General features: G+C 32.3%; 15 protein-coding genes. 10 read left to right on the top strand and 5 right to left on the bottom strand.

The annotated features are described in order from the left end of the window. Positions 1 to 2 precede the first annotated feature (2 nt). The 3 genes from Q0876_RS06255 to Q0876_RS06245 are packed head-to-tail and all read right to left on the bottom strand — an operon-like array spanning position 3 to position 3,746. Entirely contained in the window at positions 3 to 2,279 is a 2,277-nt protein-coding gene (locus Q0876_RS06255) for a TonB-dependent siderophore receptor (RefSeq protein ID WP_299225238.1), read from the bottom strand. Then, entirely contained in the window at positions 2,263 to 3,174 is a 912-nt protein-coding gene (locus Q0876_RS06250) for a FecR family protein (RefSeq protein WP_299225236.1), read from the bottom strand. The genes Q0876_RS06255 and Q0876_RS06250 overlap by 17 nt, the downstream gene beginning before the upstream one ends. Before the next feature lie 47 nt (positions 3,175 to 3,221). After that, entirely contained in the window at positions 3,222 to 3,746 is a 525-nt protein-coding gene (locus tag Q0876_RS06245; RefSeq protein WP_299225234.1) for a sigma-70 family RNA polymerase sigma factor, read from the bottom strand. 109 nt (positions 3,747 to 3,855) lie between these two features. Here Q0876_RS06245 and Q0876_RS06240 point away from each other — a divergent pair, with 109 nt between their 5' ends. From Q0876_RS06240 to Q0876_RS06215, 6 genes are read left to right on the top strand one after another with little or no spacing between them, the layout of a single operon-like run. Beyond that, complete coding sequence (locus Q0876_RS06240; RefSeq protein ID WP_299225232.1) at positions 3,856 to 4,926, top strand: hypothetical protein; 1,071 nt, start codon at positions 3,856 to 3,858, stop codon at positions 4,924 to 4,926. A gap of 25 nt (positions 4,927 to 4,951) precedes the next feature. Next, on the top strand, positions 4,952 to 5,335 hold the full coding sequence (locus Q0876_RS06235) for a hypothetical protein (protein WP_299225231.1): 384 nt from the start codon (positions 4,952 to 4,954) through the stop codon (positions 5,333 to 5,335). A gap of 18 nt (positions 5,336 to 5,353) precedes the next feature. After that, positions 5,354 to 6,124: a T9SS type A sorting domain-containing protein gene (locus Q0876_RS06230; protein ID WP_299225229.1), complete on the top strand. Its 771-nt coding sequence runs from the start codon at positions 5,354 to 5,356 to the stop codon at positions 6,122 to 6,124. A 55-nt stretch (positions 6,125 to 6,179) separates the two neighbouring features. Beyond that, the gene (locus Q0876_RS06225) at positions 6,180 to 7,031 is read left to right on the top strand and encodes a DUF5777 family beta-barrel protein (RefSeq protein ID WP_299225227.1); all 852 of its coding nucleotides are present in this window, start codon (positions 6,180 to 6,182) and stop codon (positions 7,029 to 7,031) included. A gap of 10 nt (positions 7,032 to 7,041) precedes the next feature. After that, positions 7,042 to 7,404, top strand: coding sequence for a hypothetical protein (locus tag Q0876_RS06220; protein ID WP_299225225.1), 363 nt, complete (start codon positions 7,042 to 7,044; stop codon positions 7,402 to 7,404). Positions 7,405 to 7,409: 5 nt separating this feature from the next. Beyond that, positions 7,410 to 7,961 carry a YceI family protein gene (locus tag Q0876_RS06215; protein WP_299225223.1) on the top strand — a complete coding sequence of 184 codons (552 nt, stop codon included), beginning with the start codon at positions 7,410 to 7,412 and terminating at the stop codon, positions 7,959 to 7,961. 5 nt (positions 7,962 to 7,966) lie between these two features. Here Q0876_RS06215 and Q0876_RS06210 read toward each other — a convergent pair whose 3' ends face one another. Next, positions 7,967 to 10,546, bottom strand: a complete 2,580-nt coding sequence (locus Q0876_RS06210) for a phosphoenolpyruvate carboxylase (RefSeq protein ID WP_299225221.1) — start codon at positions 10,544 to 10,546, stop codon at positions 7,967 to 7,969. Positions 10,547 to 10,777: 231 nt separating this feature from the next. On the opposite strand from Q0876_RS06210, the gene Q0876_RS06205 reads away from it, so the two are divergent. Then, positions 10,778 to 11,212 carry a hypothetical protein gene (locus Q0876_RS06205; protein WP_299225219.1) on the top strand — a complete coding sequence of 145 codons (435 nt, stop codon included), beginning with the start codon at positions 10,778 to 10,780 and terminating at the stop codon, positions 11,210 to 11,212. A gap of 39 nt (positions 11,213 to 11,251) precedes the next feature. On the opposite strand, the gene Q0876_RS06200 is transcribed toward Q0876_RS06205, so the two are convergent. Then, positions 11,252 to 12,280: an endonuclease/exonuclease/phosphatase family protein gene (locus Q0876_RS06200; RefSeq protein WP_299225824.1), complete on the bottom strand. Its 1,029-nt coding sequence runs from the start codon at positions 12,278 to 12,280 to the stop codon at positions 11,252 to 11,254. Between the two features lie 177 nt (positions 12,281 to 12,457). Between Q0876_RS06200 and Q0876_RS06195 the strand changes: the two genes are divergently transcribed. From Q0876_RS06195 to Q0876_RS06185, 3 genes are all read left to right on the top strand, one after another. Further along, a complete protein-coding gene (locus Q0876_RS06195; RefSeq protein WP_299225217.1) occupies positions 12,458 to 15,310 on the top strand; it encodes a carboxypeptidase regulatory-like domain-containing protein in 2,853 nt (950 codons plus the stop codon). Positions 15,311 to 15,381: 71 nt separating this feature from the next. Beyond that, a complete protein-coding gene (locus Q0876_RS06190) occupies positions 15,382 to 16,800 on the top strand; it encodes a DUF5689 domain-containing protein (RefSeq protein ID WP_299225215.1) in 1,419 nt (472 codons plus the stop codon). A gap of 65 nt (positions 16,801 to 16,865) precedes the next feature. Beyond that, the gene (locus Q0876_RS06185; protein WP_299225213.1) at positions 16,866 to 17,243 is read left to right on the top strand and encodes a hypothetical protein; all 378 of its coding nucleotides are present in this window, start codon (positions 16,866 to 16,868) and stop codon (positions 17,241 to 17,243) included. Positions 17,244 to 17,250: the final 7 nt, after the last annotated feature.

Raw genomic sequence — 17,250 nt, 5'->3', positions numbered from 1 at the left:
TGCTAAAAATACACTTTAAAGGTCACATTAGGTGTGAAATCAAGTGATTGCTGCTCGGTTTCATTTATAGTAGTCCCATTAAATCTATAAAAATTATTAATAGCGTTTTTTTGGTCAAACACATTCCATACAGATACCCCAATATTAGCTTTAGTATTTGAACCTAATTTAAAATTATACAATGCAGATATATCTACTCTGAAATAGTCTTGTAATTGTGATGTATTGGTGGCTTCGTAGTTAATATCATTATCAACGATTTCATTGCCTGTGACCGGATTTGTATTTGGCTTTCCAGAATTCCAATTCAAACCTACAGAAACCTTCAACCGATCAAAGGTATAATTTGTTCCAAAAGTTAAAGCATGTGTAATGTCTAAATTACTAGGAAAAGTGTATTCTGGTAGTGACTTGAAAATATAGTTACTATTCATGTAGGAGTAGCTTAACCAAGAACTCAAACGTTCAATTTGTTTTCTTACAATAAAATCTATACCTCTAACGTCATATTCACCATTGGTTTTAATGAACTCATATTGATTTTGAAATCCTTGACTTTGAGTCGTTATTCCACTTACCTTTTTATAATAGGCTTCTGTACTCACGAGCCATCCTCTTTGATTAAATGTAATCCCCATTGAAACTTGACGACTTCTAATGACTGGAATTTCGCTATCATTAGACAGCTGCCATCTACGTTTTTCAATACCTAGAAAATCGTTTTGAAAATTGATGACTTGTGATGTGTTTTGATGTTTATATGCTCCTAAGATCTCAAAAGAAAAATAATCTAAGAATTTATGAGAAAAACTTAGTCTAGGTTCAAGAATATGCTTACTAAATTTATCGATATAGTTATATCTTAATCCTATATTTAAACTGGTATGCTTGTTTTTTGACTTATAGAACAACTGAGAGAAGACACCATGAGTTCTGACAACTTCAGAAACTAACGATCTAAAAATAGGGTTGTCTACATCGTCTAGATTAGTAATCCCTGTTTCGACAAAATGGTAGCCACTTAGAAGAGATAATCTGTTAGTTATTTTATAATTAGCTTTTAGCTTCAAACTTGTTTCAGACACTTTATTCTCTTGAAGAAATCGTTGCGAATCTAAAATATTGGAGTTAATCGATTTGAGTTGATAATCGGTTTCATATGCTTCAAAAATAGTTTGCCATTTAGCATTCCATGATCTTGAATATTGTATTGCACCTGCAATGCTATTTTGCTTTAAACTACTTTCTCTAGAGTTGGTCATTGTATTTTCATTAAAAATCAATTGGTTAGCAACATTTATAAAGTTTATTCTCAATTCATCATTATCGCTAATATTATATATCCAACGCAATGACATGTCATAAAAATCAAATTGTTTATCTGAATTTATAATACTATTTGTATTGCTCTCTAATTCTGTATCTTGAGCTATACGCTCAAAAAAATTGTCGTACGTAGGTGTTTGTGTTAAATCGCTTATAGATTTTCGAGCAGCTATTTGAAGCGATGATTTACCTAGTGGTACATCTACAAACCCGTTAGCATCAGTAAAATTAACTCCCAAATTACCGTTGAATTCTTTACTGGTCTCTTTTTCAGTTTCCATGACAATTGTTCCAGATACGCCATCGGTTCGATCTACTGTAGCGCCATTTTTAATAAGCGATACTTGCTGTGTGATTTGTGGATTGAACATGGATATGAGTCCGAAAAAATGCCCAGATTGATACATCTTAATATCATCCCATAAAATTAAATTTTGATCATGTGTTCCAGCTCTTATATTAATATTAGAAACTGTTTCATTAATACTTTGTATCCCAGGAAACGCCTGAATTGACTGCAATACATCTGCATCAACTAGACCAGGAAGAATATCAAAATCGGAAATGTCTATTTCAAAAGAACCATCATTTAGTTTATTGATTCCTTTTACAATATAACTAGATACTAAAATTTCTGATAGCTCTTGGATTGGTTGGTTTTTGTTAGCAATAATCAATACTGTACCTGTGTTGGTCAAGCTAAAAATTAAATTGGTACTATCTTCTAAATAACTTAGTACATCTTCTAATTTCAACTGTTTCTTAGGTGGCAACAATACGATTTCGGTAATAATATCTTCAGCATAATTAAACTGAATACGATATTGAGATTCTAATGCATTTAAAATTTCAATCAAGGGTAATACATTTGTGTTCTCTTGAGCACTAGACTTAAAAGAATAAACAAAACTTAATATCACTATAAAAAAATACCGCTTAATTTTTATGGTCATGAATTAGAACTTGGTTGGGTGAACTAATTTCAAATTTAAGATCCATAGGCAAGGTTATTGCCGCTAGAGCTTCTTCAATATTGTTGTGAGTGAAACCGCCTGTAAATGTTCGTGCTACATTAACCTCTTTAAGCATTACTGTAATGTTATACTGTCGCTCTAACTCTGCAACCACATCTTTGAATGGAACAGCTTTAAAGCTACTCTTATCATTGATCCAATTAGGCTCAGTATCTAATGTATTATCTTGAGTAAATTTTTCATTTAAAATACGATAGGTGTCTCCTGCTAATAATTGTCTGGTTGTGGTATCTGAAGTAACTTTCACAATACCTTCATAGCATATAACTTCAAAAAAATTAGATCGTTGTTTTACATTAAATTCTGTTCCCACAACTGTAACGGTTCCACTTGATGTAACAACTGCAAATGTTTTCCCTTTTGCAACTTTAAAATAGGCTTCTCCTTTTAAAGTCAAGCTTCGTTCAGAGTCCCAAGTGCCAATATCATAACTTATTTGAGAATCAGCATTCAATGTTATCTTAGACTGATCTGGCAAATTAATACTCATTTTTTCTCCAGCTAAGGTGTGCTCTTCTGTAAACTCTTGATTATTGAAAAAAGTAAAATATAACCCAAGTGCAATTACAATTACACTCGCTATACGAAGTGTTTGGTTAAACCAATTCAATCGTTTTACAAGTGGTTGCTCTTGATAGGCACTTCTAAATGTGTCAAAATCTTCAATAGTAGAAAATTTTGAGGCTTTAAAATGCTTAGCCATATCAATAATTTTTTGATTTGATTGATAGTCTTCGCGCTTACTAAATGCATGCATTTCAACATCTGTAAGTGCATTATTTAACCATTTTTCTAACAGCTCATCTTTATCCATAAAATCACTTCCTATTAATATAACAACATAAAGTTCTTTTTTCCTTATTATTTTATTTTAAATCCTTCCAGTTCTTTTTTCAAAACTTTAAATGCACTATAAATTCTATACTCAACTACTTTATGAGTCACTCCTAAATAAGCAGCGATCTCACTGTGTTTTTTACCTTCAATTTTATTCAATAAAAAAGCAACACGTTGGTCTTCTGTTAGCTTCGAGAGCACTTTCTCGTACTTTTCTAGATATTGCTCTTGCTCTAAAATGAACTCAGGAGTTTCATTAGTATAATGCTTGGGTTTTATTTTTTGATACTTTAAAACTACTTTATGATGTTTAATATCGTTGAGCACCATATTATTAGCTACAGTAAAAAGATACGATTTTGCTTTAGTAAAGCTTATGGTTTTGCAGTTATCCCAAAGCTTGATGAACGCTTCTTGTACTTTGTCTTTAGGATTGAACTGTGCACCATATTTATAGTAGAGAAAATCGTGTACATCCTTCGCATATTTATTATAAATACGTTCAAAGGTTTGCGTTTCACAGATGTTATCAGTTACGTTTTTTGACAAGTTTTCTAGTGTTTGGATAAAGGTATTGAAATATTTTTTTAAAAAGTTCAGTAGTTTTTAAATCTCAGTTGTTATATATTAAATGACACGAATTAAATCAACTAAACACATGAAGTTACAAGTTTTTATTGTATTGCTTTTTTCAATTAGCGTCATTTTTATATCATGTAGAAAAGAGGAGACTGAATTAATAACTGCACCAGAAGATGAGATTTTAACTCCAGAATCTAGTGTGGTATTACTCATGCAACGTACTGCATCAAATGATGGATCAATAGATAATATCATTGATAATGCAAATTGCTTTGATATTGCTTTTCCATATACTGTTAATGTAAACGGACAAACAATCGCAATTAATTCTGATTTTGATTACAACCTTGTTGAATGCGTTTTTGAAGAAGAAGATGACGATAATGATACTATAGATCTCATGTTCCCAATTACCATTATATTAAATGATTATTCTGAAGTCACTATCGATACTCTTACAGCTCTTAATACATATGCTGCAAATTGTAGTGGTGAAAATGTGACTGATGATGATATTGAATGCTTAGATTTTCAATATCCAATTGTTGCTTCATTATTCAATTCAAACAGTGAATTAATCGATATTATCAGTTTAACTAATGATAACGAATTATACCTATTCATTGAAAATATAGATGCTAATGATTTTATAACCATTGAATTTCCTATTACCACCATTCTTGCAGACAACACTCAAATCGTCATTAATAATCTTGATGAATTAGAATTAGCCATTGAAAATGCCATCGATATCTGTGATGAAGATGACGATTATGATTATAATGACGATGACTGCAATAATTGTACACAAGCTCAAGTTGAAACCTTTTTAACAGGTTGTTCTGATTGGATGGTGAATAGACTTTTGCGTAATGACACAAATTATGACAGTGCCTATGAAGGTTATGCTTTCAATTTCTTTGAAGATGGTACGCTTTCTGTTTTTTGGAATACCACCACTGTTTTTGGTACTTGGACCACTAGTGGCGCAGCTAATAATATTGAAATTTTAATAGACATCCCAAGTCTACCTTTATGTAATAATAACTGGATATTATACGAAATCAAACAATGTTCTTCTGAAACAGAAATTGATTTAAGGGTTGGTACAATAGACCGGTTAAAATATGAGAACAATTGCAATTAATTATTTGCATTTAAAATTAGAAATTATGCGTAAGAGGATTATCGTTTTATTGGTTTTATTACTCACTGTAATAGTTGGATATAATTACATCTATCAAGATCATAGAGATATTAAAAATGAAGTGGCTGAATATAGTATTTCATCAAATGAAATTGCACTCATGTTCTTTGAAAATGCAACTCGTTCAGAACAAAAGCTATTAAACAAGACCATTGAAGTGTCTGGTGCTATATCTGAAATCAATGTTGGTGAGGTTACAATAGACGATAAAATATTTTGCCAGCTATCAAATAAAACATTAACACTAACAAAAGGCGATGAGCATATAAAAATAAAAGGACGTGTTATAGGCTACGACGACTTACTCGAACAAGTAAAATTAGATCAATGCATCATACTAAATCAATAATCATTAAATACAAATATCATGAAGAAAAATTACATTTTTAAAGGACTTTTAGTTCTCGTACTTACACTGTTTTTAAACAGTCAAATAAACGCACAAGCTCAATTTAGAATTGTTGAAGTTGATCCTGCAACTGAAACGGTAAAAATTCAAAATTTTGGAAATGCAACAGATAATATTGGAGCATATAGATTGTGCTCTTTAATTAGTTATCGAACCTTAAGCTCCCAAACAACAATACAAAGCGGATCTTTTAACTTAGCACCAGGAGAAAGTGTTACTGTAACTGTTAACGATGCGTATTTAAACGATGGAGGTGCAGATTTAGGGTTATACTTACCATCTGGGAGTTTTGGTTTGGCTGCTAATATGGTAGACTTCATGCAATGGGGAAGCGGTGGAAATGGAAGAGAAAATGTTGCTGTTAATAAAGGCATCTGGACTTTAGGTACTTTTATTGATGTTACACCTCCATATCAATATACAGGAAATGGAAGTCAAAATGGCGCACAATTTTGGGATTCGCTTTTAAGTGTAGAAGACTTTGAAAATTTATCTGGATTTAAGTTATATCCTAATCCAGCAAATACTACATTAAATGTAGAATTTAATACTAGTATTGCAAACGGTTCTTTGCAAGTTTTTGATATCCTTGGAAAGGAAGTATTAAGCCACTCATTAGGCTTAGATCTTACAGCACAAGTTGATATTTCTGGTTGGAATGATGGCTTGTATTTAATCAAGATTACATCAGAAAATAGTGAAGCCACAAAGCGTTTTATTAAAAATTAAAACTCAAAATTATACCGTAATTACATTTTAATCTTATTACAAATTATATTAATAAATGAAACTTCTAATTTTATTTATACTGCTATCTATTACCCAATTTTCAGGAGCACAAGATGATTTATTAAACGAAATTGATACAGATTCTATCGGTGACCAATATGCTTCTGCAGCCTTTAAAGGGCTAAAAATTGTAAATTTTGAATCTACCAAACTTGTTGCAAAAAAAGAGTTGACACTTATCGTTTCTCATAGATTTGGTAGCATTGAAAATGGTTTTGATAGTTTTTTCGGTCTTGACGATGCAGTTACAAGGCTTAACTTTGTATACGGTATTACTGATGCCGTAAATATAGGTGTCTCAAGAAGTTCGTTTCAAAAAATATATGAAGCTTCTGCAAAATATAGACTTACGAGACAAAAAGAAAATGGGTTTCCATTTACTATTGTCGGCTTTAATTCAATACTAGTAAATACAGCATTAGAAAAAGAAAACTTACCATTATTAGAATTTAAAGATCGTCTAGGTTATACAGCACAGCTGTTAATTTCCAAAAAAGTAAATACAAAATTGTCATTAGAATTGGCACCTACGTTTTTTCATGACAATTTTGTTGCTTTTGACGAGCAACACAATTCACAATATGCTATTGGTATTGGCGGAAGGCACAAATTAGGTAAGCGATGGTCTATAAATGCAGATTATGGTTGGCATCTAAATAGAGCTGGTAATTCTCCTTTTAAAAACCCATTGTCTATTGGTTTTGACTTAGAAACTGGAGGTCACGTTTTCCAAATGCATTTTTCAAATGCTCAAGCAATGAATACCAATGGTTTTCTTGGTCAAGCAACTGGTAATTGGAGTGATGGTAACATTTACTTTGGATTTAACTTAAGCCGTGTATTTTAAAAACTGTGTTATGAAAAGAATATATATATCATGCCTTTTATTTATTTCATTGTTCTTCAACTGTTCTTATGTGAGTGAAGATGATGTTGTTGAAGAAATTATAATTGAAGGCGACCTTACATATGATAATACAATTAAAACCATCATAGATAATAATTGTATTACATGCCATAATAATCCACCCGTTAATGATGCACCAATGTCTTTATTGACTTATTCTGATGTAAGTGATGCTGTAGAAAATAGAGGGTTAATTGAGCGTATCTCTTCTGATGATTTAGGGTTTGTGATGCCTTTTGGCGGACCCAAATTACCTCAAAACTTAATAGATCTAATCATACAATGGGAAGCGGAAGGTTTAATTGAAAACTAAAACACATGAAACATTTTTTTTTAATGCTATACATGCTTAGTAGTATGCTAGTAATTGGTCAAAGCAAATACTTAACGAAAATAGGATCGCTTTCATTTGAAGCTTCAGTGCCTTCTTTTGAAGAGGTTGCGGCTCAGAACAAATCTGTTACTGCAATTCTAAATACCGAAAACGGCGAGTTTGCAGCTTTAGCTTTAGTTAAAGCATTTCGTTTTAAAAATGCCTTAATGGAAGAGCACTTTAATGAAAATTATGCTGAATCAGACCTACATCCAAAAACTACTTTTAAAGGACTAATTTCTGACTTTGAACTTGAAAAAATATCAGCATTAGAGACATCTTCGCTACTAATGGAAGGCCAACTTACGTTTCATGGCGTTACAAAAAATATTGATCAAATACCAATAACAATGAAAGTTGTAAATGATAGTGTTTTCTTATCTGGTAATTTTTCTGTTTTGGCTTCAGATTATAATATTGAAATTCCAAAAATTGTGAAGAACAAATTATCAAATGAAGTTTTGATCACGTTCAATTTTCAACTTATTAAAAAATAATTGTCTTAAGCTGAATTTCGACTTGCATTTATATTTCCAAAGAGTGAACGAGTAACAATTTTTTCGTAAATGGCAATCTCTTCTTCATTTTTGACCTCAGCTTTTTCTAACTCTTGGATTTTCTTCAATGCGTATTGTTGAATCGTTAGTAGTGGCAATACGATAGATTCTCTAACGCTTATAGAAGCCTTACCTATAGGCTCGTTTTCCATCAACTCACTAGACGATGTTAGCTTTAAAAGCAATCGTTTAGAGGTTTGATATTCGGCATGAATAATCTTCCAGAATTCACCAAATTCATTATCATTAGCCATGTACTTGGTTAAATCAAAAAAAGATTTTGATAAGGACATCATGCTATTTTCTACTAAAGTTTTGAAAAATCTTGAGTTGTTGTATAAGGTCTTTAGCTTATCAAATTCACCTTTAGATTCATAATGTAAGAGTGCAGTTCCTACACCATAAAACCCAGGTACGTTTTGTTTAAGTTGACTCCAACTTCCAACAAAGGGAATTGCTCGTAAATCTTGAAATATAAGTTTATCAGATTTTCCGCGTTTTGAAGGCCTGCTTCCAATATTGGTTTTTGCATAATATTTTAATGTACTCATCCGCTCTAAATATGGCAAAAACTTTGAATGATTCTTAAAATCTACATACGTTTGATAACTGAGATTTGCAAGATGATCCATAACTTCTTTATCTTCAGTAAGCATTGCTCGGTTTTTATCATTGAAATGGTTAGAAATCCCTGAGCTAATCAATTGTTCCATATTATACTGCGAAGAATCTAAAGTTCCGAAATTTGAACTAATGGTTTGTCCTTGAATAGTGAGTTGTATTTCTTTATCTTCTATGGTTGGCCCTAAAGAAGCATAGAACTGATGTGTTTTACCTCCTCCTCTGGCTGGAGGACCTCCTCTACCATCAAAGAAAATAACATCAACATTATATGCTCTTGAAAGTTCTGTTAGTGCTTCTTTCGCCTTGAATATAGCCCAATTTGCCATCAAATAACCACCATCTTTAGTACCATCACTAAACCCTAACATTATCGTTTGTTTATTGCCTCTTTGCTCAAGATGAGCCCTGTAACTTTTGTTGGTATACAATGCCTCCATCACATTTGGAGAAGCCTGAAGATCAGTTACTGTTTCAAATAATGGGACGATATCTGCGGTGAGTTGATCATGAAACGCTACTACTTTAAGCATTGCATAAAGCTGAAGTACATTTAATGTCGTTTGGTTATTACTAATAATGTAACGGTTACAAGCTACTTCTCCATTCTGCTCTTGAATGAACTTCATCGCTTTGATTGTTTCCGTAATATTAATGGCTAATTCATCTTCAAATTCAATATCACCAATAGTTCCTTCAATTTCTGAAAGACAATTTAACTGGGCTTCCAAGGACAAATTGAAATAATCCTTAGGAAACACATCGCTTCCTTTAGCATTCAGTTCTTTAACCAGAGATGTAAACATTTGATCATGTACTCGACTATCTTGACGTATATCTAAACTAGCAAAATGATAACCAAAAAGTGTCGTTCTATTTATTAAAGTGGTTACCTTATCTACAAATAATGACTGATGGTTTTCAATAAGCAATTGTCTAATGGTAAATAATTCTAATCTGAATTCTTTAAGCGAAATCTGATCCTCTCTATCAAGTAAAGTGTTATGAAGTTTATGATTCAATTCAATTATACGCTCTCTAATACCTCTGAAGGTCAATCGTCGTCTTAAATACTTGATATCTTTGATATAATTTTTAACAATAGACTCTCTAAGTTTTTTAGCCACATTTCTAGTTATTTGTGGTGTTACAAATGGATTTCCATCTCTATCACCTCCTGGCCAAAACCCTATATTAATAATTGGGTTTTCTATTTCTCGATCATCAAAAATATTTTGTTGAACGTAATCATATATAGAACCAAACGAATGGTAAAACACATTTTTTAAATACCAGATGAGATTAACAGCTTCGTCATATGGTGTTGGTTTTTTCTCTTTAAAAAATGGTGTTTTTCCCAATTGAGCAAGCAAGCTATTAATTTCTATTAAATTATCTTCTTTAATAGCTTTTGCTAGGTCTGTAATAATTCCTAAAACTGTTCCTGGATAAAATTGTGTTGGATGTGCTGTTAATACAATACGTACTTTAAATGCCTCAAGATATTCTTGTAATAACTGCTTTTTGTGTTCTGCCTCTGCTTTTTCTTTCAAACTACGCAATGTTCCGATACCATCCATATTATGCACTGTAGAAAATGCTGCATCTTCCACAGCATCAAAGAGAACAACTTGGCGTTCAATATATTGTATAAAGCGAAACAATAAATTAATTTGACTTTGCTTATTGCGTCTTGCTTGATATTTTTTGAAAAAAGTCTCTACAATTGTTGTTGGGTCATCTCCTGCTTCGAAACCATCTTTACAAGTTTCATGAAATAATGGTAGTAAGGCTACAGTTTTTGAAATAGTATCAAAAGGTAAGGTCATAAATATACTATTGTATATTTGATATTTTGACATTACATTTTGATTAAATCTTACAAGTTTTGGTTGTGTCGCCATGATCTCTAATACTTTACATAAAGATACTAAAGGATTAGTGTTTTTATTAATACCAAATGTGTTTTTATATAAAACTCAAAACAACATAATTTCACTAATAATATTTCAGTAATAAGAAGTGTTTTATAAGAATAATATAAGGGTTACCTATCTTAAATATAAAATACACTCTTAAAAAAGCGTATACTTTAAATTATTACATTTGTGTTATTAATCTTTCAAATAACAATTATGTATAGTACACTTCAAATGATTCATTCCTATTGGGCTTATCTAGTTCTACTAATGGTAATAATTGGTAGTTTAAATGCTCTTATAAAATTTTTTGGAAATAAAGAGTTTCATGCTATAGATTTTAGAATCTCACTTTTCACTTTAATTGTGTCACATATCCAGCTACTTATAGGCTTAATCTTATATTTTGTATCTCCTTTTGGTTTTAAAAATATTAGTGCTAATGGTATGGGAGGACTTGATTCTTTTTCTAGATTATTAGCAGTAGAGCATCCTTTTGTAGGCATATTGGCTGTAGCAGCAATAACAATAGGTTACTCAAAACATAAAAAGAAATTGACTTCGAAACCTAAATTTAAAGTATTAGCTGTTTTTTACACTGCAGGTCTATTACTTATATTATCGAGAATACCATGGTCAAACTGGTTATAAATGAATAAAAAAAAGCGCAAATTTAATTTGCGCTTTTTTTTACCCTTTAGGTTCTCTAATAACGTAGACATATACTGGAAAATGATCACTAAATCCGTTTGTGAATCCACCATCTGAAAAACTTCTTAATGGGTAACCCTTCCATCGTCCTCTTTTATTGGTGAGGTATACTTTATTATAAATACCTGCTTTATAAAATCTAAATGATGAATAATCTTCTTTTTCTAATAGTGGCTGTGTAAACATGATCTGATCAAATAAACTCCACGCATCCCTCCATGCAGTCGTACCAAAACCACTCTTTTTAAACATGTTTTCGTACGGATTATAAATTCCTTTTAATCCAACTTTATTTTTATTACGCTCAGCCTTTAAAATTTTTTTTACGCTATCGTTAGTTGGGTCATCATTTAAATCTCCCATGATAAATATCTTAGCATAAGGGTTTATAGACTGTAATGAATCTACAACACGTTTACTTACTTTGGCAGCAGCTACACGCTTTGGCCTACTTCTAGCCTCACCACCACTTCTTGATGGCCAGTGATTTACGATTACATGTATGAGGTCGCCGTCTAATTCGCCAGAAACCAACAATTGATCTCGAGTTTGTTTACGCTTTCTAGTTCTATCGTCAAATATTTTTACTTCATGAGAGCTATGACTTATAGGCTTAAATAGTTTCTTCTGATATAATAAAGCAACATCAATTCCTCTAGCATCAGGTGAATGGTAATGGATGATGCCGTAATCTCTTCCAACCAATAAAGGATCATTAACAACATCTACTAAAACTTCACGATTTTCAACTTCGCATACACCAATTATAGCTGGAGAATTTCCTGTAACATCTGAGCCAATATCAGCAATTACTCTAGCCATATTATGCACTTTCTTAGCATAAACACCTTCTCTGTCTGCTTTCATTTCCATAATAGGACTTCGTTCATCAAACTTGGTGGTGTCATTGACTGTATCAAATAAATTCTCTAAATTGTAAAATGCAATAGTGTGAATTTCAAACTGCTTATCTTTTTTTTCCTCTTGAGTAAACCCGTTTAGGCACATGAAAAAACATATGATTGCCAAAGGAAAATGTAATAATTTCATAGTGTTAATATTATGTTATCGTTATATCTAATCAAATCTCGCGCCAAAAGTATGTATTTATTATAAATAATGTAAATTTGCACGCCTTAAATAACTATTATTTAATGCAAAACAATTATTAACTAAAGATTAGGCATGAAAAAAAGTTTATTGATTTTTTTATTCGGAATTTTTTCTGCGTTCACAACCTTTGCTCAAGAAACAATTGTAAAGGGTAGCGTGTTAGATGGCACGACAGGAGAACCAATTCCAGATGTAACCATTACTATTGAAGGAACGTCGATTAAGACTTCTACAGATGCTAATGGTGAGTTTCAATTTGAAACACTAGTTCCTTTGGGAGAACAAGTATTGAAAATTGAAAAAACAGATTACGTGACAAAACGTTATCCTATTGTAGTAAATGAAGGACAAACCGTAGACATAAGCGGTATGACTTTAGATTACGATTCTAGTGATAAGAAAGACCTCTTCATCATATCCATTTCTGAGGATAACTTAAATAGTGAAGATGATGGTTTAACAGATAATGTATCTGGTTTACTTCAGTCATCTAGAGACGTGTTTTTAAATGCAGCTGCATTTGATTTCAGTGCAACCTTCTTCAGACCAAGAGGTTTAGACAATGCTAATGGTAAAGTACTTATCAATGGTATTGAAATGAACAAACAATTTACGGGTAGACCACAATGGGGAAATTGGGGTGGACTCAATGATGTACAACGTAATCAAGAATTTACAATGGGTATGTCTGCAAATGATTATACCTTTGGTGATCTTGCAGGTACTAATAACATTGTAATGCGCGCTTCAAAATATAGAAAAGGGGGTCGTGTATCTTATGCTAGTGCCAATAGAAGTTATACAGGTCGTGTTATGGCTAGCTATAATTCTGGTTTATTAGAAGGTGGTTGGTCATTTTCTGTTCTGGCATCACGTCGATTTGGTGATGAAGGCTTTATAGACGGGACGCTTTATGATTCAAACTCATTCTTTGCTGCGATTGAAAAAAAGATCAGTGATAAACATAGTATCAACTTTACTTCTATATATGCTCAAAATAGACGTGGTCGCTCAACAGCAATCACTGAAGAAATCTACCAATTGAAAGGGAGAGAATACAACCCATTTTGGGGCGAATTAGATGGTGAGATTAGAAATTCAAGAGTTAGAGAAATTGAAGAACCAATCTTAATGTTGAATCATTTTTGGGATATTTCTACTAAAACCAAACTAAATACCAACGTTGCTTACCAATTTGGAAAAATTGGAAACACTAGAATCGATAATGGTGGTACTCGTCAAGTTGATTTTAATGGTCAAACCGTATTTATTGGAGGGGCAAGAAATCCTGATCCAGCTTATTATCAAAACCTACCGAGTTATCAACTAAGGTTTGATAATCCTACCGCATACAATTTTGAACAGGCTTACTTAGCTCAACAAGAATTTGTAAATGATGGTCAGTTAGATTGGAATCAATTATATCAAGGTAACGCTACATTAAGAGCTCAAGGCGGAAATTCTATTTATGCAATACAAGAAGACAGAAACGATGATAAACAGTTCACGATCAATACTATCTTTGATACTGAATTATCAGAACGAGTTCGTTTGAACGCATCTATAAGCTACAGAAATCTAAAAAGCGAAAACTTTGCAGAACTTAAAGATTTACTTGGAGGAACTGGGTTTTTAGATGTTGATTTCTTTGCAGAAGAAACAGATCCTAACTCAACTTTAGGTTTAGAAAGTATCGCACAAAGTGATAGAAATAATCCTAACAGAATTGTTCAAGAAGGTGACCGTTATAAGTATAATTACGAGATTGATGCCAATGTAATCTCAGGTTTTGCTCAAGCACAATTTAAATACAACAAAGTAGACTTCTATCTTGGAGGGAGCATCTCTCAAACCACATACCAACGTAATGGCTTGTATGACAATGGAAACTTCCCAGGCGCAGAATCTTTTGGGAAAAGCGAAAAATTAGACTTTTCTAACTATGGTGTAAAAGCTGGAGCAACTTATAAAATCACAGGTCGTCATCTAATTGATGTTAATGGTAGTTACTTTACAAAAGCACCAACTATTAGAAACTCATTCAGCAACGCAAGACAAAATAACAATGTGGTAACAGGTCTCGAAAGTGAAAAAATTCAATCTGTTGATGTAAGTTATATCTTTAGATCTCCAATAGTAAAAGCGAGAATAACAGGTTTCTACTCAGGATTTGAAGACGGCACTGATATTGGGTTCTATTTTACTGAAGATCTTGCTGGTCTTGGATTTGATACTGGAGATGCTTTTGTACAAGAAATCATAACAAACATTGAAAGACGTCATATTGGTGCTGAATTAGGTATAGAAGCACAAGTAACACCAACAATAAAACTGAAGGCTGCAGCTTCTGTAGGTCAGTATACTTTTAGTAATAATCCTAACCTATATTTAACAAGTGACGATTTTGATAACGAAGTTAGGTTTGGTGATGGCACTACTAACCTAAAAGATTTACACGTTGCTGGAGGACCTGAACGAGCATATCAAATAGGATTTGAATATCGTGATCCAGATTTTTGGAACATTGGTGTAACATCAAACTTCTTTTCAAATGCTTATGTAGATGCTAGCGCTTTAAGACGTTCTGCTAACTTTGCAACAGATTTTGATGGAAACGACATCGCAAATTATGATCCAGATGTTGCAAGAGACCTTTTAAAACAAGAACAATTTGATGATTACATGTTAGTTAATATAATAGGTGGTAAATCATGGAGGGTAGATGATTATTTTATCGGTTTCTTTGCTACTATTAACAACGTGTTCAATCAAGATTACCGAACTGGTGGTTTCGAGCAATCTAGACTTGCCACATACGACCGTGTTTTAGAAGACAAATCAAGAGATACTGGAGAAATTTTTGGTTCTCGTTATTTCTTTGGTTTTGGAACTACCTACTACCTTAACGTTTATGTTAGATTCTAAAAGCCATGAAAACACAAAATAAATTTCAAAACAATAGCCTTTTAAAAGGAAACGATAAAAAAAAGAATACAATGAAAACAATTAATTTAAACAAAATCTTATTACTATCATTAATTATGGTAGTATTTAGCGCCTGTGTTCAAGATGATGATTTTGATACACCAAGTAGTCAACTAACTACTCCATCTATTGATCAAGATGACATCGTTAGTATTGATGACGTTATTGGTAACTTTTTACAATCTGGAGAGAACAGTATTACTATTGAAGATACTAACACTTTCATGGAAGGTTACGTAATTTCAAGTGATGAAGGCGGTAATTTCTTTGAAGAATTAGTATTACAAGATAGACCAGAAAATCCTACAGCTGGTATTGTTGTACAAATTGATGTAAACCCATTATTTACCATCTATGATTTTGGTAGAAAAGTATATGTGAAGTTAGACGGACTAACCGTAGCTGTTGATAATGGAGTTATTCAAATAGGAAAGCAAGATGGCGAAGATTTGGCAAAAATCTCTGCTTCTCAAATGTCTGAACGTATCATTCGTACTCCTGAAGTAGCTACTATAGTTCCTTTAGAAATAAGCACTAACGATTTTTCTGATGCTGTTGAAAACCTATATATCAGATTGAATAATGTACAATTTGGTCCTGAAGAAGTTTTAGGAGATACACCATTATCTTTCGCTTCAGAACCAGATGATGAATTTGATGGTGAGCGAACATTAGTTAGTTGTGAAACTGGTGGTTCAGTTGTTTTTAGTACGAGTACATTTGCTGATTTTAAATCGTTACGATTACCTGTAAATAATGGAACAGTTGATGGTGTGTTATCAAGAGATTTTTTCGATGAATTTTACACACTTTCTGTAAACTCTCCTGAAGATATTAATTTTGACAATGGTAATAGATGTGGTTGTGGTTTAGCTGAAACGATGGGTATGACAAATTTATTTGAAGATGATTTTGAAACACAATCGACGAACTCACTGATTTCTGGTAACGGATGGACAAACTATATTGAAGCTGGTACAGAAGGTTGGGAAGCATACTCTTCAGGAGGCGCAAATGCATCTTTAGGTATTTCAGCTAGAGTAGGTAGTTTTGGATCTGATGATGTTAGCACAATCGCTTGGTTAATTACACCAGCTATCGATTTAGATGCTCAAACAGGTGAAACGTTCAAGTTTAGAACTTCTAACAGTTTTGCAGATAATGCAACGATGAATGTCTTATTTTCTACTGATTGGGATGGTACTGAAGCTAATATTACTACTGCTACATGGACAGCAGTTGTTGATGCTAGAGTTACTACTGCAGAAGATGATTTTCCTCTTTGGATTGATTCAGGAATTGTTGATTTAGATTGCTTCAGTGGTTCAACTGTATATTTCGCTTTCAGATATGAAGGAAATGATGTAGATCCTGACAACAACTTCAATGGTACATATGAGTTGGATGAAATCAGTATAGATGCACAATAATATTTAAAATCATAATTTTAAAACCACATCTATAAAGGTGTGGTTTTTTTATTTATTCATTGATTATGTCAACATTTGATTCTATTTTCTATAGTGTTTTTAAGCATTATAAGGGCAATCAAAAGCAAAAAGCGAATACTATTGCCTTATTATATATATCCTGCTTACAGATAGCTTTAATTTTAGTTTTAGGTGTTTTCATTTCTCTGTTTTTAAAAGAAATGTATGTCAATACAATAACGTCAACTAAAGCTTGGACACTCTTTATTATGGCAAGTATATTTGTATATTTTAGAAATTGGATATTGTATACAGGACGAAAACGAAAACTGTTAAATGCAAAAACCCATAAGAACAAAGTAATTGTTTACAATATTTGGCTTTTGTGGTTGCTCTTATTAGGTTGTATTTTTCTTGCCTTGATTTTACTTAACGCATGGTAATAAAAAA

Origin of the sequence: uncultured Psychroserpens sp., from assembly GCF_947503375.1 — a bacterium.
Classification (GTDB): Bacteria; Bacteroidota; Bacteroidia; order Flavobacteriales; family Flavobacteriaceae; genus Psychroserpens.
Note: the sequence above shows the minus strand (reverse complement) of the source record. Positions and strands in the feature narration are given on the sequence as shown.